The 22,530-nt window shown below is 65.2% G+C and carries 17 protein-coding genes and 1 pseudogene; 12 read left to right on the top strand and 6 right to left on the bottom strand.

Features of this window, described 5'->3' with window-relative positions:
* Positions 1–9 precede the first annotated feature (9 nt).
* The 4 genes from CFB41_RS11305 to fixL form a co-directional block, all read right to left on the bottom strand.
* Positions 10–2,097: a M3 family metallopeptidase gene (locus CFB41_RS11305; protein ID WP_089456478.1), complete on the bottom strand. Its 2,088-nt coding sequence runs from the start codon at positions 2,095–2,097 to the stop codon at positions 10–12.
* Positions 2,098–2,337: 240 nt separating this feature from the next.
* A complete protein-coding gene (folD, locus tag CFB41_RS11300) occupies positions 2,338–3,198 on the bottom strand; it encodes a bifunctional methylenetetrahydrofolate dehydrogenase/methenyltetrahydrofolate cyclohydrolase FolD (protein ID WP_089456477.1) in 861 nt (286 codons plus the stop codon).
* 235 nt (positions 3,199–3,433) lie between these two features.
* Positions 3,434–4,072: an oxygen response regulator transcription factor FixJ gene (gene fixJ / locus CFB41_RS11295; RefSeq protein ID WP_006493245.1), complete on the bottom strand. Its 639-nt coding sequence runs from the start codon at positions 4,070–4,072 to the stop codon at positions 3,434–3,436.
* Positions 4,069–6,585, bottom strand: a complete 2,517-nt coding sequence (gene fixL / locus CFB41_RS11290) for an oxygen sensor histidine kinase FixL (RefSeq protein ID WP_089440514.1) — start codon at positions 6,583–6,585, stop codon at positions 4,069–4,071. The genes fixJ and fixL overlap by 4 nt, the downstream gene beginning before the upstream one ends.
* Here fixL and CFB41_RS38925 point away from each other — a divergent pair.
* The 4 genes and pseudogenes from CFB41_RS38925 to lpdA all read left to right on the top strand — a co-directional run.
* A pseudogene (locus CFB41_RS38925) lies at positions 6,505–6,722 on the top strand (hypothetical protein); the annotation flags it as partial. The gene fixL and the pseudogene CFB41_RS38925 sit on opposite strands and share 81 nt — an antisense overlap.
* A gap of 136 nt (positions 6,723–6,858) precedes the next feature.
* Positions 6,859–9,555 carry a pyruvate dehydrogenase (acetyl-transferring), homodimeric type gene (aceE, locus tag CFB41_RS11280; RefSeq protein ID WP_089456476.1) on the top strand — a complete coding sequence of 899 codons (2,697 nt, stop codon included), beginning with the start codon at positions 6,859–6,861 and terminating at the stop codon, positions 9,553–9,555.
* 68 nt (positions 9,556–9,623) lie between these two features.
* A complete protein-coding gene (aceF, locus tag CFB41_RS11275; protein ID WP_089456475.1) occupies positions 9,624–11,267 on the top strand; it encodes a dihydrolipoyllysine-residue acetyltransferase in 1,644 nt (547 codons plus the stop codon).
* A gap of 277 nt (positions 11,268–11,544) precedes the next feature.
* Positions 11,545–13,311 (top strand): dihydrolipoyl dehydrogenase, encoded by a 1,767-nt coding sequence (lpdA, locus tag CFB41_RS11270; protein WP_089456474.1) that lies wholly within the window; start codon positions 11,545–11,547, stop codon positions 13,309–13,311.
* A 205-nt stretch (positions 13,312–13,516) separates the two neighbouring features.
* Here the strand turns inward: lpdA and CFB41_RS11265 are convergent, their stop codons facing one another.
* Positions 13,517–14,083 carry a phasin family protein gene (locus CFB41_RS11265; protein ID WP_039364780.1) on the bottom strand — a complete coding sequence of 189 codons (567 nt, stop codon included), beginning with the start codon at positions 14,081–14,083 and terminating at the stop codon, positions 13,517–13,519.
* Between the two features lie 653 nt (positions 14,084–14,736).
* Here CFB41_RS11265 and pbpG point away from each other — a divergent pair.
* Entirely contained in the window at positions 14,737–15,903 is a 1,167-nt protein-coding gene (gene pbpG, locus CFB41_RS11260) for a D-alanyl-D-alanine endopeptidase (protein WP_089440510.1), read from the top strand.
* A gap of 92 nt (positions 15,904–15,995) precedes the next feature.
* On the opposite strand, the gene CFB41_RS11255 is transcribed toward pbpG, so the two are convergent.
* Positions 15,996–16,805, bottom strand: coding sequence for an IclR family transcriptional regulator (locus CFB41_RS11255; protein WP_034183553.1), 810 nt, complete (start codon positions 16,803–16,805; stop codon positions 15,996–15,998).
* 185 nt (positions 16,806–16,990) lie between these two features.
* Here CFB41_RS11255 and CFB41_RS11250 point away from each other — a divergent pair, with 185 nt between their 5' ends.
* From CFB41_RS11250 to iscU, 7 genes are all read left to right on the top strand, one after another.
* A complete protein-coding gene (locus CFB41_RS11250) occupies positions 16,991–17,713 on the top strand; it encodes a (Fe-S)-binding protein (protein ID WP_089456473.1) in 723 nt (240 codons plus the stop codon).
* A gap of 34 nt (positions 17,714–17,747) precedes the next feature.
* Positions 17,748–19,160 carry a lactate utilization protein B gene (locus CFB41_RS11245; RefSeq protein WP_089440509.1) on the top strand — a complete coding sequence of 471 codons (1,413 nt, stop codon included), beginning with the start codon at positions 17,748–17,750 and terminating at the stop codon, positions 19,158–19,160.
* A 129-nt stretch (positions 19,161–19,289) separates the two neighbouring features.
* Positions 19,290–19,517, top strand: coding sequence for a hypothetical protein (locus tag CFB41_RS11240; RefSeq protein WP_089440508.1), 228 nt, complete (start codon positions 19,290–19,292; stop codon positions 19,515–19,517).
* Between the two features lie 101 nt (positions 19,518–19,618).
* Positions 19,619–20,101 (top strand): low molecular weight protein-tyrosine-phosphatase, encoded by a 483-nt coding sequence (locus CFB41_RS11235; protein ID WP_089456472.1) that lies wholly within the window; start codon positions 19,619–19,621, stop codon positions 20,099–20,101.
* Positions 20,102–20,215: 114 nt separating this feature from the next.
* A complete protein-coding gene (gene iscR / locus CFB41_RS11230; protein ID WP_009691731.1) occupies positions 20,216–20,755 on the top strand; it encodes a Fe-S cluster assembly transcriptional regulator IscR in 540 nt (179 codons plus the stop codon).
* A 64-nt stretch (positions 20,756–20,819) separates the two neighbouring features.
* Positions 20,820–22,043: an IscS subfamily cysteine desulfurase gene (locus tag CFB41_RS11225; protein WP_046546057.1), complete on the top strand. Its 1,224-nt coding sequence runs from the start codon at positions 20,820–20,822 to the stop codon at positions 22,041–22,043.
* A gap of 68 nt (positions 22,044–22,111) precedes the next feature.
* Positions 22,112–22,519, top strand: coding sequence for a Fe-S cluster assembly scaffold IscU (gene iscU / locus CFB41_RS11220; protein ID WP_006754131.1), 408 nt, complete (start codon positions 22,112–22,114; stop codon positions 22,517–22,519).
* Positions 22,520–22,530: the final 11 nt, after the last annotated feature.

Below are 22,530 nucleotides of genomic sequence, written 5' to 3'. Positions count from 1 at the left end.
GCGGGCCGCTCAGTGCGCGGGTGCCGCCATCCCGTTGTGGCGCAGCAGCGCATCGATCTGCGGCTCGCGGCCGCGGAACGCCTTGAACGAATCCATCGCCGGGCGACTGCCGCCGACCTCGAGGATTTCGCGGCGATAGCGCGTGCCGGTCGCCGCATCGAGCACGCTGCCGCTTGCGGCGGCCGCTTCCTCGAACGCCGCGTACGCATCGGCCGACAGCACCTCGGCCCACTTGTAGCTGTAGTAGCCGGCCGCGTAGCCGCCCGCGAAGATATGGCTGAACGTGTTCGGCCAGCGCGAGAACGCGGCTTGCGGGATCACGTGATAGCGCTCGTTGATCTCGCGCGCGAATGCGGTCACGCCGGTGGCGCCCGCCGGGTCGAAGTCGACGTGCAGCAGCATGTCGAACATCGAGAACACGATCTGGCGCAGCGTGCCGAGCCCGCTCTGGAAGTTCTTCGCCGCGATCATCTTGTCGAACAGCTCGCGCGGCAGCGTGGCGCCCGTGTCGACGTGCGACGACATCGACGACAGCACGTCCCATTCCCAGCAGAAGTTTTCCATGAACTGCGACGGCAGCTCGACGGCATCCCATTCGACACCGTTGATGCCCGACACGCCGAGTTCGTCGACGCGCGTGAGCATGTGGTGCAGCCCGTGGCCGAATTCATGGAACAGCGTGATGACTTCGTCGTGCGTGAAGCACGCGGGCTTGCCGCCGACCGGCGCCGAGAAGTTGCAGGTGAGATAGGCGACCGGCGTCTGCACGCTGCTGCCGCGCTTCGCACGCGAACGCGCGTCGTCCATCCATGCGCCGCCGCGCTTGCCTTCGCGCGCGTACAGGTCGAGATAGAACTGTGCGACGAGCGAGCCGTCGCGGTTCTCGACGCGGAAGAAACGCACGTCCTTGTGCCACACCGGCGCGTCGTCCGGCTTGATCTGCACGCCGAACAGCGTCTCGGTGACGGTGAACAGGCCCTTCAGCGCGGCCGGTTCCGGGAAGTACTGCTTGACCTCGTTTTCCGAGAACGCGTAGCGTTGCTGGCGCAGTTTTTCGGCCGCGAACGCGACGTCCCACGGCGCGAGTTCGGCGAGGCCGAGTTCCTTCGCGGCGAACGTGCGCAGTTCGTCCCAGTCCTTCTCCGCGTGCGGGCGCGCGCGCGTGGCGAGATCCTCGAGGAACGCGATCACCTGCTGCGGCGATTCGGCCATCTTCGGAGCGAGCGACACTTCGGCGAAGTTGCGGAAGCCGAGCATCAGCGCCTCTTCGCGGCGCAGCTTCAGCGCATCGGCGACGATCGCCGTGTTGTCCCATTCGGCCTTGCCGTCACCGTACTGCGGCCCGAGTTCCGACGCGCGCGTTGCATAGGCGCGGTAGAGCGTCTCGCGCAGTGCGCGGTTGTCCGCGTATTGCAGCACCGGGAAGTACGACGGGAAGTGCAGCGTGAATTTCCAGCCTTCCTTGGCATCCTTTTGCGCGGCTTCGCGGGCGGCCTCGATCGCGTCGCCGGGCAGGCCGGCGAGGTCGGCCTCCTCCTGCACGAAATACGCGTACGCGTTGGTCGCGTCGAGCACGTGATCGGAGAAGGCCTTCGACAGCGCGGCCTGCTGCTCCTGCAGTTCGGCGAAGCGCGGCTTCTGGTCCTCGGGCAGCTCGGCGCCCGACAGGCGGAAATCGCGCAGCGCGTTGTCGAGGATCTTCTTGCGTTCGGTGGACAGCGTCGCGTATTCGGCGCTTGCGGCGATCGCCTTGTACTTCTCGTACAGCGCGAGGTTCTGGCCGACGCTCGACCAGAATTCGGTCACGCGCGGCAGGTTCTCGCCATAGGCGGCCCGCAGTTCGGGCGTATCGGCCACCGCGTTCAGGTGGCCGACGATGCCCCACGCGCGACCGAGCGGCTCCGTCGCGTGCTCGACCGTCTCGACGACGGCTGCCCAGGTTGCCGGCGTCGCGGCCGCGCTGGCCGTCTCGACCGCGCGATTGGCGTCATCGAGCAGCGTGTCGAGCGCGGGCGTCACGTGTTCCGGGCGGATCTCGCCGAAGCGGGGCAGGCCCGAGAAATCGAGCAGCGGGTTGGTGTTGGCGCTGGCGGACATAAGACTCCCTGTCTGTTGCCGGATGAACCGGAGTGAAAAAGGGTAGGGCGCGCAAGGCAATGCGGCACCCGATATCGACATTATTGGGGCGCATCGTGCGCTTTCCAATCGTTAGTTTCTAACGATGCGATTGACGCGGGGTCGAATGCAGGGTGGAGGCGTTTGACGGCGCGGCGGACGCGGTGCGGCCGGCGAGGCGCCGGCGCGCGGAACCGCACGCCGGCTGAACGGGGCAGGGGCTCAGGCGGCCGCGTCGGCGGCGCGCTCGGCGGCTTCGATCGTGTTGATCAGCAGCATCGTGATGGTCATCGGGCCGACGCCGCCCGGCACCGGCGTGATGTGGCCGGCCACTTCCTTCACGCCCGCGAAGTCGACGTCGCCGCACAGCTTGCCCGCGTCGTCGCGGTTCATGCCGACGTCGATCACCGTCGCGCCGGGCTTCACCATGTCGGCGGTCAGGATGTTGCGCTTGCCGACCGCGGCGACCACGATGTCGGCCTGCCGCGTGTGCGCGGCGAGGTCGCGCGTCTTGCTGTGGCAGATCGTCACGGTCGCGCCGGCGTCGAGCAGCATCATCGCCATCGGCTTGCCGACGATGTTCGAGCGGCCGATCACGACCGCGTTCGCGCCCTGCAGCGGGATGTCGTGCGCTTCGAACATCTTCATCACGCCGTACGGCGTGCACGGGCGGAACAGCGGCTTGCCGGTCATCAGCGCGCCGGCGTTCGCGACGTGGAAGCCGTCGACGTCCTTTTCCGGTGCGATCGCCTCGATCACCTTGTGGCTGTCGATGTGCTTGGGCAGCGGCAGCTGGACGAGGATGCCGTGGATCTTCGGATCGCGGTTCAGCGCGTCGATGTGCGCGAGCAGGTCGGCTTCCGACAGCGTGTCCGGGTACGCGTCCTTCAGCGAGAAGAAACCGTTGTCCTCGCACGCCTTGATCTTGTTGCGCACGTAGACTTCGCTGGCCGGGTTGGTGCCGACGAGGATCACCGCGAGACCGGGCTGGTGGCCGCGTGCGGTCAGGGCGGCGGCGCGTTCGGCGGCCTGTGCGCGCAGGGTCTTCGAAAGGGCGTTGCCGTCGATGAGGAGGGCTGTCATGGTGGTGGTCCTGCCGGGAAGTTGGAATGCGGGCGTGCGGCGCCCGAGGGGCACCGCAGCAAAGCACGGAATTATACCGTCCGCCTGCCGCCGTCCGACATCGAATGCACGGGAAGCGTCATGGCTGCGGCGCTTGCGCGCCGGGAAGAACGCCGCCGCGCGAGTAGGCCGCATCGCGCGACGGCGGTGGCGCGGCCCGCCGGGCAGGGCTGCCCGGGCCGCGCGGCAACCCCGTTCAGGCCTGCTTCTTCGACAGCGCGAGGCGCAGCAGGTCGGCCACCGTGTTGACGTTGAGCTTTTCCATGATGTTCGCGCGGTGCGCTTCGACCGTCTTGATGCTGATGCCGAGATCGTCGGCGATCTGCTTGTTCAGGCGGCCCGCGATGATCCGTTCGAGCACCTGCTGCTCGCGCGCGGTCAGCTTCGACAGGCGTTCGCTCGCGGCGCGCTGTTCCTGGACGCTCTTGCTTTCGCTTCGGGCCTTGTCGAGCATCCGCTCGACGAGCTTGCGCAGCTCGGCTTCGTCGAACGGTTTCTCGATAAAGTCCATCGCACCCTTTTTCATCGTCGAGACGGCCATCGGCACGTCGCCGTGACCCGTGACGAAGATGATCGGCAGCGCGGCATTGTCGGCAATCAGGCGCTCCTGCAGTTCGAGGCCGCTCATGCCCGACATCCGGACGTCGAGGATCAGGCACGCGATCTGGCCGGCCTGCTGCGCAGGCTGGTAGGCATCGAGGAACTGCTCGGCGCTCGAGAAGCATTGCACGCGATAGCCGTTCGCCTCCAGCAGCCAGCGCAGCGAGTCCCGTACGGCCTCGTCGTCGTCGACGACAAAGACGGTTTCCTGAGTGGTGGTGACAGGGCTATTCATAGTTCTCCCGTAACGGTATGTGATGCCGATGCCTCGCGCCCCCCTTGGCCGAGATCAGCGGGTTCCCCAATGGGCAGGCTGCAGTGGAACGTCGCGCCGGAAATGCGGCCATCCGGCTCGACGTTGTTGACCACCCACAGACGCCCCCGATGCGATTCGATGATCGAACGGCAGATATTCAGCCCCATGCCCATGCCATCGGACTTGGTGCTGTAAAACGGTTCAAACAGGCGCTCGGCGGTCGCTTCGTCGACGCCCGGGCCCTGGTCGATCACGCGGATGTCGACGAAGCCCGCCTCGATGTCGGCGACGACGCGGATCACGCCGTCCGCCGACGCCGGCTTCACGTCGGCCATCGCCTCGGCCGCGTTCTTCATCAGGTTCACGAGCACCTGCTCGATCAGCACGGGGTCGACATAAATAATAGGCATTCTTGCGAGGATTTCCGTGACGATCCGGATCCTGCGCTTCCTGGCCTCGATTTCGGCGAGCCCGACCGCATCGGCGACGATGTCCGCGACCCGAGCCGGCTGGCGCTTCGGCTCGCTGCGCTTCACGAATTCGCGGATCCGCTTGACGATCATCCCCGCGCGCAGCGCCTGCTGCGCGGTCTTTTCCAGCGCGGGCTGCAGCGTCTCCGGCGTGCCGCGGCCGCTCTTCACGAGCGCGAGCGTGCCCGAGCAATAGTTGTTGATCGCGGCGAGCGGCTGGTTCAATTCGTGAGCAATCGACGACGCCATTTCACCCATCGTCATCAATCGGCTCGTGAACTGCAGCTTCTCTTCCTGCTGGTGCGCGAGTTCCTGCGCCTTCTTGCGGGTCGTGATGTCGGTCGCGATCTGCATCTGCGCGAGGTGGCCGTCCACCCACTGGATGTACTGGCGGCGCACCTCGAACCACTTCTGGATGCTCTCGACGTACACCTCCTGCGCGTCCGCCGTGCTGCTCGTCAGCGCGGCGGCCGGCAGGCCCGCGAACGCGTCGACCATGTCGATCGAGTCGGACGAGGCCTGCGCGCGGTCGAAGCCGCCGCCCGACAGCTCGAGATGGCCGTCCGGGCGAATGCCGAACAGGTGGCGGTAGTAGCGGTTCGCGAACAGCAGCTCGGCTTCGTCGGCGGCCAGCACCGACACCGCGGCGTCGAGGCTTTCGAGCACCGTCGTGAAGCGCTCGTGCGCGGCCGCGAGTTCCTCGCGCGCGCGCTTCGGCTCGGTGATGTCGGTCATCGACGACATCCAGCCGGTCTGGCGGCCCGAGCTGTCGATCAGCGGCGACACGTACAGGCGCGCATGGAACAGCGTGCCGTTCTTGCGCCGCACGCGCAGCTCGAAGCCCGAGCTCGGCGCCTTGCCGCGCAGCGTCATGTCGAGCTGGCGCTGCATTTCCGGGTACGCGTCGCGCGGCCAGTACGGGAACGGCGCGACCTTGCCGACGAGGTCGGTTTCGTCCCAGCCCGTCATCCGGCAGAACGCGGGGTTCACGTGCGTGATGCGGCCGTGCATGTCGAGCACGCGCATGCCGATCAGCACCGAGTTTTCCATCGCGCGGCGGAAGAACGCTTCCGCGTACAGCGCCTGCTGCGCCTCGAAGCGCTGGCGCGTGTGCTTCCACAGGCTCCAGAGGCTCCACAGCACGAAGCACGACAGGCCTGCGACGAGCCACACGAGCGTGTTGTTGGTCAGGTTCGTGAGCTGCGGGAATGCGTACACGCGCACGGTCAGCCCCTGGCCGGGCGGGTCGAGCGGCAGGTCGTAGTGCGAGTCGCGCGGCAGGCGTGGGCGCGTCGACGTGGACGACAGCTCGCGGTTGTTCGCGTCGGTGATCGAGATCTTGTACTTCGACGACAACTCCTGCGGGATGTCGTGCTTCAGGATGCCTTCGACCGAGAACACCGCGGCGATCGAGCCGAGGTACTCGCGGTCGCCGCGCATCACGGGGGTCTGCAGCGTGATGAAGCCGTTGCCGAAGTCGTCGTAGATCAGCGGCGAATAGGCCTGGCGGCGCGTGCTGCGCGCTTCGTCGTACGCGCCGCGCACGGCGTCCTGCATCTGCGCGTCGCCGGGCTTCGCGAGCCGCTGGCCGAGCAGCGGCGGATGCACGGTCGGCCAGCGCTGCACGCCGGGCGACGTGTACCAGTTCAGATAGAGGATTTCCGGATGCGTTTGCATCACGTCCGCGACCGCCATCTGGAACGCGTTCTGATCGAGGCGGCCGGAGGCGAGATCGCGCGACAGTGCCTGGAGCTGTTCCTGCGCGCCCGTCATCGACAGGCGGATTTGCTGCTGCGCCCACGCGACGTTACGGAAGAGGGTGTCTTCCTGCTGCTGCTGTTCGCGGCGGTTGAGGCTCCACAGGATGAGGCTCATCACCACCAGGAACACCAGGATCGACAGCAGGGGCGTCAGCAAATAGGAATTGGACCACCACGGTCCGTGGTGCCAACGGGACGGCTGCGACTCCGCCGGCGGGCCCGACGGTCGCGCCGAGCGTGCGAAAAGCCGATCGGTCAACATGGCAGGATTGTAGCGCAGCGCAATACATGGAAAACCTATACCGGATATGTTGAACGGAAACGGATTTGTTCAGCCGCGGCGCGCCCGAGAGCCCCGAAATATGGGTGCAGCGCAGCAATATTTCGCATTGCGAGAAAAGATCTCACAATTCGAAAATTTTGTTGCGCAGGCCCGCGCACGCTCATTACAATCCGTCGGAGCTTGCCCGCAGCCGGTCGCGTCGCGTCGTCTGCATGAGAGCGATCCTCACATTCCAGGACCCAGGAGACGAGAATGTCCGCTGTACCGAACGAAGTGATGAAATATGTCGCCGCCGAACATGACGACGACCCGCAGGAAACCGTCGAATGGCTCGAGTCGCTCGACGGCGTAATCTCCTCCGTGGGCACTGGCCGCGCGCACTACCTGATCGAAAAGCAGATCGAATTCGCCCGCATGCACGGCGAACACCTGCCGTTTTCCGCGAATACCCCGTACATCAACACGATCCCGGTCTCCGCGCAGGCGAAGATCCCGGGCGACCAGGACATCGAGCACCGCATCCGTTCGTACACGCGCTGGAACGCGCTGGCGATGGTGCTGCGCGCAGGCAAGGACACGAACGTCGGCGGCCACATCGCATCGTTCGCATCGGCCGCGACGCTCTATGACGTCGGCTACAACCACTTCTGGCACGCAGCGTCCGAGCAGCACGGCGGCGATCTCGTGTTCGTGCAGGGCCACTCGTCGCCGGGCGTCTACTCACGCGCGTTCCTGCTCGGCCGCCTGAAGGAAGAGCAGCTCGACAACTTCCGCCAGGAAGTCGACGGCAACGGCATTTCGTCGTACCCGCACCCGTGGCTGATGCCGGACTTCTGGCAGTTCCCGACCGTGTCGATGGGCCTCGGCCCGATCATGGCGATCTACCAGGCCCGCTTCATGAAGTACCTGGAAGCGCGCGGCATCACGAAGACGGAAGGCCGCAAGGTGTGGGCATTCCTCGGCGACGGCGAGACGGACGAACCGGAATCGCTCGGCGCGATCGGGATGGCGAGCCGCGAGAAGCTCGACAACCTCGTGTTCGTGATCAACTGCAACCTGCAGCGTCTCGACGGCCCGGTGCGCGGCAACGGCAAGATCATCCAGGAACTCGAATCGGAATTCCGCGGTGCCGGCTGGAACGTGATCAAGGTCATCTGGGGCAGCCGCTGGGATGCGCTGTTCGCACGCGACAAGTCCGGCGCGCTGATGCGCCGCATGATGGAAGTCGTCGACGGCGAGTACCAGACGTACAAGTCGGAATCCGGCGCGTTCGTCCGCGAGCACTTCTTCAACACGCCTGAACTGAAGGCGCTCGTCGCCGACTGGTCGGACGACGACATCTGGGCGCTGAACCGCGGCGGCCACGATCCGCACAAGATCTACGCGGCTTTCCACGAAGCCACGCACACGAAGGGCGCGCCGACCGTCATCCTCGCGAAGACCATCAAGGGCTACGGGATGGGCGAGTCGGGCCAGGCAATGAACATCACGCACCAGCAGAAGAAGCTGCCGGTCGAGCAACTGAAGAAGTTCCGTGACCAGTTCCGCCTGCCGATCACCGACGAGCAGATCGCCGACGTGCCGTACCTGAAGTTCGAGGAAGGCTCGAAGGAACTCGAATACATGCGCAAGCAGCGCATGGACCTCGGCGGCTACCTGCCGCATCGCCGCGAGAAGGCGACGTCGCTGCCGGTGCCGGCGCTCGACGCGTTCGAGCCGCTGCTGAAGGGCACGGGCGAAGGCCGCGAGATCTCGACGACCATGGCGTTCGTGCGGATCCTGAACATCCTGCTGAAGGACAAGGCGCTCGGCAAGCGCGTCGTGCCGATCGTCCCGGACGAATCGCGTACGTTCGGCATGGAAGGCCTGTTCCGCCAGATCGGCATCTGGAACCAGCAGGGCCAGAAGTACGTGCCGGAAGATTCCGACCAGCTGATGTTCTACAAGGAATCGGAAACCGGCCAGATTCTGCAGGAAGGCATCAACGAAGCGGGCGGCATGTGCGACTGGATCGCGGCGGCGACGTCGTACTCGACGCACGGCGAGATCATGGTGCCGTTCTACATCTTCTACTCGATGTTCGGCTTCCAGCGGATCGGCGACCTGGCATGGGCCGCGGGCGACATGCGTTCGCGCGGCTTCCTGCTCGGCGGTACCGCGGGCCGCACGACGCTGAACGGCGAAGGCCTGCAGCACGAAGACGGTCACTCGCTCCTGTGGGCGGCATCGGTGCCGAACTGCGTGAGCTACGACCCGACCTTCGGCTATGAGCTCGCCGTGATCGTCCAGGACGGCCTGCGCCGCATGGTGGCGGACCAGGAAGACGTGTACTACTACATCACGGTGATGAACGAGAACTACGAGCACCCGGCGATTCCGCAGGGCGAGCACGTGGCGGCCGACATCATCAAGGGCATGTACGCGTTCAAGAAGGCCGACGCCGACGCGAAGGCGCCGCGCGTCCAGCTGCTCGGCGCGGGCACGATCTTCAACGAAGTGATCGCTGCCGCCGACCTGCTGAAGAACGACTGGGGCGTCGCCGCCGACCTGTGGAGCGTGCCGAGCTTCACGGAGCTGGCGCGTGAAGGCCACCAGGTCGAACGCTGGAACCTGCTCCATCCGACCGAAGAGCGTCGTCTGTCGCACGTGCAGAAGTGCCTGAAGGACACGCAGGGCCCGGTCATCGCATCGACCGACTACGTCCGCGCGCTGGTCGACCAGATCCGCGGCCAGATCGATCGCCGCTTCGTCGTGCTGGGCACGGACGGCTTCGGCCGCTCGGATACCCGCGAGAAGCTGCGTCACTTCTTCGAAGTCGACCGTCACTGGGTCACCGTCGCCGCGCTCAACGCGCTGGCCGACGAGGGCACGATCGAGCGCAAAGTGGTCGCCGATGCGATCGCCAAGTACAACCTCGATCCGTCGAAGCCCAACCCGATGACCGTTTAACACACACGCCGTGTGATGCCGCGCGCCGCCTCCGTGAGGGGCGCGCGCGGCCATGGAGACAGAAACAGATGAGTCAAGCGATCGAAGTGAAGGTGCCGGATATCGGCGATTACAAGGATGTGCCGGTGATCGAGATCGGCGTGAAGGTCGGCGATACCGTCGAACCGGAGCAGTCGCTCGTCACGCTCGAGTCGGACAAGGCGACGATGGACGTGCCGAGCCCGGTCGGCGGCGTCGTGAAGGAAATCAAGGTCAAGGTGGGCGATTCCGTGTCGGAAGGCTCGCTGATCATCCTGCTCGAAGGCGGCGCCGCGGCGCAGGCGAACGGCGCGGCCGCGCCCGCGGCTGCTCCGGCTCCGGCGGCAGCGCCGGCTGCTGCAGCACCGGCGGCCGCACCGGCAGCTGCCGGCGGCACGCTCGAAGTGAAGGTCCCCGACATCGGTGACTACAAGGATGTGCCGGTGATCGAGATCGGCGTGAAGGTCGGCGACACGGTCGAGAAGGAGCAGTCGCTCGTCACGCTCGAATCGGACAAGGCGACGATGGACGTGCCGAGCCCGGCCGCCGGCGTCGTGAAGGAAATCAAGGTGAAGGTGGGCGATTCGGTGTCGGAAGGCACGCTGATTGTGCTGCTCGAAGCCGCAGGCGCCGCTGCTGCCGCACCGCAGGCGAGCGCACCGGCGCCGGCCGCTGCCGCTCCGGCGCCGGCACCTGCCGCCGCACCCGCGAAGGCCGCCCCGGCACCGGCTGCTGCAGCGCCGGCACCGGCCGCTGCACCGTCGGGCGAATACCGCGCGAGCCACGCGTCGCCGTCGGTGCGCAAGTTCGCACGTGAGCTCGGCGTCGAAGTCGCACGCGTGCAGGGTTCGGGTCCGAAGGGCCGCATTACGAAGGAAGACGTCACGAGCTTCGTGAAGGGCGTGATGACCGGCCAGCGCGCAGCACCGAGCGCGGCAGCCGCGCCGGCAGGCGGCGGCGAGCTGAACCTGCTGCCGTGGCCGAAGGTCGACTTCTCGAAGTTCGGCCCGTTCGAAGCGAAGCCGCTGTCGCGCATCAAGAAGATCTCGGGCGCGAACCTGCATCGCAACTGGGTGATGATCCCGCACGTCACGAACAACGACGAAGCGGACATCACCGAGCTCGAAGCGCTGCGCGTGCAACTGAACAAGGAACACGAGAAGGCAGGCGTGAAGTTCACGATGCTCGCGTTCGTGATCAAGGCGGTCGTCGCTGCGCTGAAGAAATTCCCGACGTTCAACGCGAGCCTCGACGGCGACAACCTGGTGTTCAAGCAGTACTACCACATCGGTTTTGCCGCGGACACGCCGAACGGTCTCGTCGTGCCGGTGATCCGCGATGCGGACAAGAAGGGTCTCGTCGACATCGCGAAGGAAATGGCCGAGCTGTCGAAGGCCGCACGCGACGGCAAGCTGAAGCCGGACCAGATGCAGGGCGGTTGCTTCTCGATCTCGTCGCTCGGCGGGATCGGCGGCACGAACTTCACGCCGATCATCAACGCGCCGGAAGTGGCGATCCTCGGGTTGTCGCGCGGGCAGATGAAGCCGGTGTGGGACGGCAAGCAATTCGTGCCGCGGCTCACGCTGCCGCTGTCGCTGTCGTATGACCATCGTGTGATCGATGGCGCCGAAGCCGCGCGGTTCAATGCGTATCTCGGTGCGTTGCTCGCCGATTTCCGTCGCATCATTCTTTGATGAGCGGGGGGGCTCGCGGGGGCGTGGGGTTTTTGTTCGTTATCCACGCCCGGTCGTTGAACCTGTTTTGCTAACGGTCTATTAGCGTCGCCCCTGCGCGGGGCGGCGGTCACTTTTCTTTGTCTTCCAAAGAAAAGTAACCAAAAGAAAGGCGCGTCCTTGGGCGGACGGCAAAGGTGGTCCTGCCCAGGTTCGCGTTTTCTTGTCAGGCCGTAGTCTTGGGTTCTTGCGCGGGTTTCTCCCCCTCTGTCTGCAGCTAATCAAGAAGGGGACAGTAATGAGTCTCATCGAAGTCAAGGTTCCGGATATCGGCGATTTCAGCGGCGTCGATGTCATCGAAGTCAACGTCAAACCCGGCGACGTGATCGAAAAAGAGCAAACGCTCATCACGCTCGAATCCGATAAAGCCTCCATGGAAGTGCCCAGCGACGTCGCCGGCACCGTCAAGGAAATCAAGGTCAAAGCCGGCGAGAAAGTCTCGCAAGGCACCGTCATCGCCATCGTCGAAGCATCGGCTGGCGCCGCTGCACCCGCGAAAGCGCCCGAAGCGGCCAAGCCCGCAGCAGCTGCGCCGGCATCGGCCGCCGCCGCTCCGGCACCCGCGCCGCAAGCCGGCAGCTACGCAGGTGCCGCCGACATCGAGTGCGACATGCTCGTGCTCGGCGCCGGCCCCGGCGGCTACTCGGCCGCGTTCCGCGCCGCCGACCTCGGCATGAAGACGGTGCTCGTCGAACGCTATTCGACACTCGGCGGCGTGTGCCTGAACGTCGGCTGCATCCCGTCGAAAGCACTGCTGCATACGTCGCTCGTCGTCGAAGAAGCCGCGGCGCTCGCGTCGCACGGCATCACGTTCGGCAAGCCGGAAGTCGATCTCGACAAGCTGCGCGACTTCAAGGGCGGCGTCGTCAAGAAGCTGACGACGGGCCTCGCCGGCATGGCCAAGGCACGCAAGGTCGAAGTGGTCACGGGCGTCGGCGCATTCGTCGATCCGTTCCACATGGAAGTGCAGGGCGAAAACGGCAAGAAGGTCGTGAAGTTCAAGCAGGCGATCATCGCCGCGGGCTCGCAGGCCGTGAAGCTGCCGTTCATGCCGGAAGACCCGCGCGTCGTCGATTCGACCGGCGCACTCGAACTGCGCCAGCTGCCCAAGCGCATGCTCGTGATCGGCGGCGGCATCATCGGCCTCGAAATGGCCACGGTGTACTCGACGCTCGGCGCCGAGATCGACGTCGTCGAAATGATGGACGGCCTGATGATGGGCGCGGACCGAGATCTGGTGAAGGTCTGGGAAAAGTACAACGCGAAGCGCTTCGGCAACGTGATGCTGAAGACCAAGACGGTCGGCGCGGAAGCGAAGGAAGACGGCATCTACGTGAAGTTCGAGGGCGAGAAGGCGCCGGCGGAGCCGCAGCGCTACGATCTCGTGCTCGTCGCGGTGGGCCGTAGCCCGAACGGCAAGAAGATCGGCGCCGACAAGGCTGGCGTCGCCGTCACGGATCGCGGCTTCATCGACGTCGACAAGCAGATGCGCACGAACGTGACGCACATCTTCGCGATCGGCGATATCGTCGGCCAGCCGATGCTCGCGCACAAGGCCGTGCACGAAGGCCACGTCGCAGCGGAAGCCGCGCACGGCGAGAAGTCGTACTTCGACGCACTGCAGATCCCGTCGGTGGCGTACACCGATCCGGAAGTGGCCTGGGCCGGCAAGACGGAAGACCAGTGCAAGGCCGAAGGCATCAAGTACGGCAAGGCCGTGTTCCCGTGGGCCGCTTCGGGCCGCGCGATCGCGAACGGCCGCGACGAAGGCTTCACGAAGCTGATCTTCGACGAGGAAACCCATCGCGTGATCGGCGGCGGCATCGTCGGTCTGAACGCAGGTGACCTGATCAGCGAAGTGTGCCTCGCCGTCGAGATGGGCGCGGACGCCGAAGACATCGGCAAGACGATCCATCCGCACCCGACGCTCGGCGAATCGGTCGGCATGGCCGCCGAGCTGTACGAAGGCGTCTGTACCGACCTGCCGCCGCAACGCAAGAAGTAACGCGATCGGCTCTTCGGTCGGCAATTTGCCGGCCACGAAAAAACGCCGCCGCCCGGGCCATCCGGGCGGCGGCGTTTTCTTTTATTCGCGGCCGATGCTCAAACGACCGTTCGAGCATGGTCGGCAGCCTGCCGGTTCCGGCATGTTCCGGCGCCAGAAACGAAAAAGCCGCGCTGGGCGCGGCTCTTTCAGGAGCAGGGGACGCTTACGCGGCCGGCTTGCTCGTACGACGTGCAGCAGCGGCGGTAGCAGCCTTCGTTGCGACGGCAGCAGCAGCGTTGAAGTTCGTTTCAGCGATTTCGACGGCTTGCTTCGTGGCCTTCTGAACCGTTTCGTACGTGGTGTTCGCAGCGTTCAGTGCCGACTTCAGTGCAGCGACAGCCGTTTCCGAACCGGCCGGGGCGTTCTTCGCGACGTTGTCGACGAGTGCCTGGACCTTCTTGTTCTGCTCTTCGAACTGCGCTTCGGCGACCTTCGCGAACTCGGCTTGCGTCGACGATGCGATTTCATACAGGTGACGGCCGTACGACAGGACCTTTTCCGCGACCGGCTGCGACAGGCTGGCTTGCAGCGCGATCAGTTCCTGTGCGTCCTTCACCGACAGCAGACGCTGTGCGTTTTCCTGGCCTTCGGCCAGCGTCGACTTCACGACCTGCAGGTTGAGTTCGATCAGCTTTTCGACGCCTTCGAATGCCTTGGTCGTCAGACCGAACAGGCTTTCGAGGTTGGCTTTCTGGGCGGCGGCGATTTGCTCGGGGGTCAGCAAGGACATGTCAAGCTCCTGAAAAGCGATCGCGTCGATCGCAGGGGAAAGGGCACTACGCTGGGGAACCTCGGATGCGCGCGCTTTGTGCAACGCAGCAATGAGGCTTATTTTAGGGCAGAGAAATCCAATGTCAAGTATTTTTTGTGCGTTGCACAATCGCGACAAATTATCGATAAAACAACGAGTTATCGTGCCTGTTCGGAATCGGTTTCATGCCGCGATCCCAGATGGTGCGCACGGCTGAGGGGCAGGCGCGGCGCACCATGATCATGCACAGGTAAACCTGACAGGCCTGTGGAACGTTATCCTTTTGTTCCTGTCGAAATCGCGCCGTTTCGATGCGCGTCCCGTGGCGACGTGCCGCCGCCACGGCCGAGACCGGCGCCCTTGGCACCCCGAGCGCCGGATACGTAGTTTCCCCGCTTTAAATCGCCTCCGAAGTGACGTTATCTCAATTAACCGTGTGTAATCGGGAGACGGGTACTGTCGGGCAGCGCGTCCCATCGATTTTTTCGATGGGAGCGGGAGGGTTCATTGGTCAGAGGTTGGCCGACCCTTACATTCCGGTTTAACGACGATCGGTAAGTGCCTAATATTGCTCTTTTTTTCAGCTTTAACTACACTTGCGGAAACCTCCCGCCCGCTTTGTCCAGACCCCAATGAAAGCCGAATCGTTTTCACCGCGCAGATTGTTGCAGAGCATGACGCTCGGCACGGCTGTGTCGGTCGCAGTCGCCTTGCTGGCGACCACCGCGTCCGTCGCGCCGGCTGACGCCTTTGCCGCCACTGCGAAGACTCAACAAGCCGCCAAGAAAAAGGCTGTCGCTCCTGCTTCGTCCGCGAAGAAGAAGTCGGCCAAGGCCAGCTCCGACAAATCCGCGAAGGTGGCGGCCGCCGACGCGCCGCGCGCGAAGGCGTCGCGCAAGCGCGTGACGCTCGCGTCGAACGTGCATGGCGGCCATCACGGCGCAGTCCGCAAGGTCGCGTTCCAGCCGCGCCGGCCGACCGTCGGCCAGGCGTTCGGCCTGCACGACACGCCGGACGCGCTCGCGCTGCGTTCGAGCGTCGCGTACGTCGTCGACCAGAATTCGGGCGAGCCGCTGTTCGACAAGAATTCGCACGCCGTCGTGCCGATCGCGTCGATCTCGAAGCTGATGACGGCCATGGTCGTGCTCGACTCGAAGACGCCGATGACCGACCAGCTCGAAGTCACGGACGAAGACCGCGACTACGAGAAGGGCACGGGCTCGCGCCTGTCGGTCGGATCGGTGCTGTCGCGTGAAGACATGCTGCACATCGCGCTGATGGCGTCGGAAAACCGCGCGGCCGCCGCGCTGTCGCGTTATTACCCGGGTGGTCGTCCGGCGTTCATCGCCGCGATGAACGCGAAGGCGAAGTCGCTCGGCATGACCGACACGCACTTCGAGAATTCGACGGGTCTGTCGAGCTCGAACGTGTCGAGCGCACGCGACCTCGTGAAGATGGTCAATGCGGCGTACCAGTACCCGATGATTCGTCAGTTCTCGACCGATCGCACCTACGAGGTGTACACGGGCAAGCGCAACCTGGTCTACAACAGCACGAACGCGCTGATCCGCGGCAATGGCTCGTGGGACATCGGTCTGCAGAAGACGGGTTTCATCAACGAAGCGGGCGAGTGCCTCGTGATGCAGGCGACGATCCACGGCAAGCCGATGGTGATGGTGCTGCTCGATTCGTTCGGCAAGTATTCGCGCTTCGCCGATGCGGCGCGCCTGCGCAACTGGCTCGATGCCGGCGGCGGCGAGCGCTTGACGGCGGCCAACACGCCGAGCGGCGGGACCTGATCGCACGATGGCGCGGCGGTTCGCGGCCGCGCCGATGGCTGAAAAAAAGCCCCGCAATCGCGGGGCTTTTTCATTGGGCGAGCGGGAGCGGCTTATGCCTGCCGCTGCAGCCCGTCCGCATCCTTCGCGGGCGCCGGCCGGTAGCCGAGCGATTCCGAAATGGTGAGGGCCGTGCGGCTCAACTGGCCGAGCCACGCATCCTGGAGGCGATCGGCCGGCGCCGACAGCGACAGGCCCGCGACGAGCTTGCCCGAATCGTCGTAGATGCCGGCCGCGATACAGCGCACACCGAGCTCCAGTTCCTCGTTGTCGCGCGCGCACGATTGCTGGCGCACGATCGTCAGTTCGCGCTCGAGCTTCGCGATGTCGGTGATGCTGTTCTGCGTATGGCCGGACAGCCCCGTACGCGTCGCATACGCGCGCACGCGTGACGTTTCGTCGGCCGCGAGGAACAGCTTGCCGACCGACGTGAGGTGCAGCGGCGCGCGGCCACCGATTGCGCGGACCACCTGCATCCCCGAGCGTTCCGAATACGCACGCTCGATGTAGACGATCTCGTCGCCCTGGCGCACCGACAGGTTCACGGTCTGCCCGGTGAGGCGGTGCAGTTCGCGCATCGGCATCAGCGCCGCGTCGCGTACCGACAGGCGCGCCTTCACGAGGTTGCCGAGCTCCAGCAGCCGCATGCCGAGGCGGTACGTGCCGGGATCGGAGCGGTCGACGAGACGGCAGGTCACCATGTCGTTGAGGATGCGGTGCGCGGTCGACGGGTGCAGCTCCGTCCGCTGCGCAAGCTCCTTCAGGCTGACAGGGTCACTGTGCGCGGCGAGCGCGTCCAGCAACCGCATCATGCGTTCGATCACCTGGATCGACGTTTTTGAATCCGGGGTGGGTTGGCTCATGTCGGGGGGAGAAATCGGTTGACGCGTCAAGCGGTGTTGGGACGATTGTATCTCGTATTGTGAAAAAAGCGAACGCCGTTCGAGGAAATCCTCGCTTCGCGCCGTGCGGGCTTGCATGAGCGGCCGGCGTTGGTCTTGCCGGCCAAACGGCGGATAATGAGAGCCGTTTTCTCGAAGGAGCACGTATGCGAGTCGGTTTGTTCGTGACCTGCCTGGTCGATCTGATGCGCCCCGAAATCGGTTTTTCGGCGCTCAAGCTGATTCGCGACGCCGGCTACGAGGTGATCGCGCCGCCCGCGCAGACTTGCTGCGGCCAGCCCGCCTACAACTCGGGCGACCGTGCGCTCGCGCGCGATCTCGCGGAAAAGACGCTGCGCGAGTTCGAGCAGTTCGATTACGTCGTCGCGCCGTCAGGTTCGTGCGGCGGGATGATTCGCGCGCACTACGGCGACCTGTTTCGCGACGACCCCGAACTGATGGGGCGCTACACGCGGTTTCAGCAGAAAGTCTACGAACTGACCGATTTCCTGGCGAACGTCGCGAAGGTGTCGCTCGCGCCGGGCGAATTCACGGGGCCCGTCACCTACCACGATTCGTGCTCGGGCCTGCGCGAGCTCGGCGTGAAGGCGCAGCCGCGCGCGCTGCTCGCGCAGCGCGGCATCGCCGTCACCGAAATGAAGGACTGCGAGCACTGCTGCGGCTTCGGCGGCACGTTCGCGGTCAAGTACGGCGACATTTCGGCCGCCATCGCGGACGAGAAATGCGCGAACGTGCGCGCGTCCGGCACGGGCGCCGTCGTGCTCGGCGATCTCGGCTGCATGCTGAACATCGAAGGGCGGTTGCGCCGCACCGGCGACCGCGACACGCGCGTGCTGCACGTCGCGCAGGTGCTGGCGGGCGACGTCTGACGCCCGGTTCCGCTCACATTTCCCCGATACCGCGATGCAAGTCCAATCGATGCATTTCAAGGCGCGCGCCGGCCAGAAGCTGGCCGACCAGCGCCTGCAGCAGAACCTGAAGAAGCTGTCGACGAAGTTCGTGTCCGCACGCGCCGACGCGATGACCGCGATCGACTTCCCGGCCACGCGCGCCGCGCTGAAAGCCCGCCGCAACCGCGCGCTGGAGAACCTCGACGTGTGGCTCGAGGCGTTCGAGCGCGAGGCGACGCGGCGCGGCACGACGGTGCTGTTCGCCGAAACGACCGAGGATGCCGCGCGGCTCGTGGCCGACATCGCGCGCCGCCACGACGTGAAGAAGGTCATCAAGACCAAGTCGATGGTGTCGGAGGAAATGCGCCTGAACGCGGTGCTCGCGGAAATGGGCGTGCAGTCGATCGAGACGGATCTCGGCGAATACATCCTGCAGATCAACGACAACGAGCCGCCGAGCCACATCATCGCGCCCGTCGTGCACAAGGACAAGGACGAGATCGCCGACCTGTTCGCGCGCACGCACCATCGCGAGCGGCTCACCGAGATTCCGGACATGACGCGCGAGGCGCGCGAGGTGCTGCGCCCGCATTTCATGTCGGCCGACATGGGCGTGACGGGCGGTAACTTCGTGATCGCCGAGACCGGATCGGTCGCGATCGTGACGAACGAAGGGAACGAGGGGATGTGCACGGTGATGCCCCGCGTGCACGTGGCGGTAACGGGTATCGAGAAGGTGCTGCCGACGCTCGAGGATCTCGCGACCGCGATGCGCCTGCTGCCGCGCTCCGCGACCGGACAGAAGACGTCGAACTATTTCTCGCTGCTGACCGGGCCGCGCGGGCCGGGCGACGAGGATGGCCCCGAGCACAACTATGTCGTGCTCGTCGACGGCGGCCGCACGGGGCTGATCGGCGGCGAATTCCAGGAGATGCTGCGCTGCATCCGTTGCGGTGCCTGCATGAACCATTGCCCGGTGTACCAGAAGGTCGGCGGCCACGCGTACGGCTGGGTGTACCCGGGGCCGATGGGATCCGTACTGACGCCGAGCTACGTCGGGCTCGACCGCTCACTCGACCTGCCGCAGGCCGCAACACTTTGCGGGGAATGCGACAGCGTGTGCCCGGCCGGGATCCCGTTGTCGCACCTGTTGCGCACGCTGCGCGAGAAGCAGGTCGAGCGACACCTGCGGCCGTGGCGCGAGCGGGCGGCGCTCGCCGCATGGGGTTTCTTCGCGCGCCGGCCGATGCTGTACGCGCTCACGACCAAGCTCGCGGTGCGCATCCTCGAGCGGCTGGGCGGCAGCGGCGGCACGCTGCGGCGCCTGCCGATGATGGGCGGCTGGATGGATACGCGCGATATGCCGACGCCGACCGGACGCACGTTCCGCGAGCTGTACGCGGCGTCGCAAAGCCACCTCGGCTGACGACTGTTCATTCGGCGACAACAGTGCGTTCGCTATTTGCATATTTATCTCGATAGATGCGGTCTATAGAATCCTGTCTGTAGTCCCCGGAATTGGGTTTCGGGGTACGAGGTCAAGGAGGTCCGCATCATGAAAAAGACAATATCGATGTACTGGCCGCTGGCAATCGTCGTTCCGCTGGCCGCGGCTGCCTATCTGCATGCGATGGCCGACGCGCCGTCGCGCGGCCCGCTTGCCGTTCACCAGGCATCCGCCGAGCTGGCGCGTGCGGTGTCGTTCGGGCTGGTCGACGATACGGCGAAGCCGCTGCCGGCGGCGTCCGGCGACGTCGTGCTCGCCGTACCGAAGGCGCTGTAAGGCAGGGCGCCGTCGCTTTGCGCGGCGGCGCGATTTCGGCCGCCTTTGTATAATGGCGTGTTGTTCTCCCACGCGGCTCGCCGCGGCTTTCCAATAGTGCGATGACCCGCGTTTCGATCTGTTTCGTCTGTCTCGGCAACATCTGCCGTTCGCCCACCGCGGAAGGCGTGATGCGTCATCAGGTCGACGCGGCCGCGCTGGCGGACCGGATCGCGATCGATTCGGCCGGCACCGGCGACTGGCATGTCGGCGAGCCGCCCGATACGCGTGCGCAGGCGGCCGCTCGCAGCCGCGGCTACGACCTGTCGGCGCTGCGCGCACGACAGATGAGCGCGGCCGATTTCGAGCGCTTCGACCTGTTGCTCGCGATGGACGAGGCGAATCTCGCGGAGCTGCGCCGCCGCTGCCCGCCGCAGCATCGCGACAAGGTGCGCCTGCTGATGGAATTCGCGCCGGATTCGGCCGAAACCGAGGTGGCCGACCCCTATTTCGGCGGTACGCAGGGCTTCGAGCAAGTGCTCGATCAGGTCGAACGCGCGTGCGCGGGCCTGCTGGAGGCGCTCCGGGCCCGTACGGAGCGCTGATCGCGCGGTATTCAGCGATCTGCGAATACCCTTTCAAAGACATGGATACTTGACTAAAAACGTCAAATATTTATACTTGACCAAAATCGTCAAGATTGCAGTCCCCTAGACACCATGAGACTCACCACCAAAGGCCGTTTCGCCGTCACGGCGATGATTGACTTGGCACTGCGCCAGGAGCAGGGCCCGGTGACGCTTGCAGGCATCAGCCAGCGCCAGCGGATTTCGCTCTCGTATCTCGAACAGCTGTTCGGCAAGCTGCGCAGGCATGAAATCGTCGAATCCGTGCGCGGCCCGGGCGGCGGCTACAACCTCGCGCGTCGCGCGCAGGACGTCACCGTTGCCGACATCATCATCGCGGTCGATGAACCGCTCGACGCCACGCAGTGCGGCGGCAAAGGCACGTGCGACGGCTCGAAACAGCCCGACGGCCATTGCATGACGCACGAGCTGTGGTCGACGCTGAACCAGAAGATGGTCGAATACCTCGATTCGGTGTCGCTGCAGGATCTCGTCGATCAGCAGCGCGCTCGCGAGGGCGCACCCGCGGTGCTGCGCGACCGGCGCACGCCGGAGCCCGTTGCGGCACCGGCCGAGCCGGTTCGCACGATGCCGCTCGGCCCCAATTCGGTGTTCAACATCGCGAGTTCGTGAGCGCGAAGGCGCCGCCACACCCCATAACGCACATAGTCCCTGCACAGAATTCCCGGAGCGACAGATGACCCAAGACACTCTCCACCTGCCCATCTATATGGATTACAGCGCGACGACGCCGGTCGACCCGCGCGTGGTCGACAAGATGGTGCCGTACCTGCGCGAGCAGTTCGGCAACCCGGCGTCGCGCAGCCACGCGTATGGCTGGGACGCGGAGCGTGCGGTCGAGGAAGCGCGCGAGAACGTGGCCGCGCTCGTGAACGCGGATCCGCGCGAGATCATCTGGACGTCCGGCGCAACGGAATCGGACAACCTCGCGATCAAGGGTGCCGCGAACTTCTACAAGGGCAAGGGCAAGCACATCATCACGGTGAAGACCGAGCACAAGGCCGTGCTCGACACCTGCCGCGAGCTCGAGCGCGACGGGTTCGAAGTCACCTACCTCGACGTGAAGGATGACGGCCTGATCGACCTCGACGTGTTCAAGGCCGCACTGCGCCCGGACACGATCCTCGTGTCGGTGATGCACGTGAACAACGAGATCGGCGTGATTCAGGACATCGAGACGATCGGTGAAATCTGCCGCGAGAAGGGCATCGTGTTCCACGTCGACGCCGCACAGTCGACCGGCAAGGTCGCGATCGACCTCGCGAAGCTGAAGGTCGACCTGATGTCGTTCTCGGCGCACAAGACCTACGGCCCGAAGGGCATCGGCGCGCTGTACGTGCGTCGTAAGCCGCGTGTGCGCATCGAAGCGCAGATGCACGGCGGCGGCCACGAGCGCGGCATGCGTTCGGGCACGCTGGCGACGCACCAGATCGTCGGCATGGGCGAAGCGTTCCGTATCGCGCGTGAAGAAATGGCGACGGAAAACGAGCGCATCCGCATGCTGCGCGACAAGCTGCTGCGCGGCCTGTCGCAAATCGAGGAAACGTACGTGAACGGCGACATGGAGCGCCGTGTCCCGCACAACCTCAACATCAGTTTCAACTTCGTCGAAGGCGAGTCGCTGATCATGGCGATCAAGGACGTCGCGGTGTCGTCGGGTTCCGCTTGCACGTCGGCGTCGCTGGAGCCGTCGTACGTGCTGCGTGCGCTCGGCCGCAACGACGAGCTGGCCCACAGCTCGATCCGCTTCACGGTCGGCCGCTTCACGACGGAGCAGGAAGTCGACTTCGTGATCAACCTGCTGAACAGCAAGATCGCGAAACTGCGCGAACTCTCGCCGCTCTGGGAAATGCACCAGGAAGGCATCGATCTGTCGACGATCGAATGGGCCGCACACTGAGCGCCGGATTGAACATACCCGCGGGCGGATTCGCGCACGCAGACGTAACGAGTCAAGGAGTCTGAGTCATGTCTTACAGCAACAAGGTTCTGGATCACTACGAAAACCCACGCAACGTCGGTTCGTTCGCGAAGGACGACGACGCAGTCGGCACGGGCATGGTCGGCGCGCCGGCCTGCGGCGACGTGATGAAGCTGCAGATCCGCGTCGGCGCGGACGGCGTGATCGAAGACGCGAAGTTCAAGACCTACGGTTGCGGTTCGGCGATCGCATCGAGCTCGCTCGTCACCGAATGGGTGAAGGGCAAGACGCTCGACGAAGCACTGTCGATCAAGAACACGCAGATCGCAGAAGAACTCGCGCTGCCGCCGGTGAAGATTCACTGCTCGATCCTCGCGGAAGACGCGATCAAGGCAGCCGTGGCCGACTACAAGAAGCGTCACGACACCACGGAAGGCGATCAGGCAGCAGCCTGAGCGGCATCGAG

Source organism: Burkholderia sp. AU33803, assembly GCF_002223095.1.
Lineage (GTDB): Bacteria > Pseudomonadota > Gammaproteobacteria > Burkholderiales > Burkholderiaceae > Burkholderia.
This window is presented reverse-complemented; position numbering and strand designations above follow the sequence as displayed.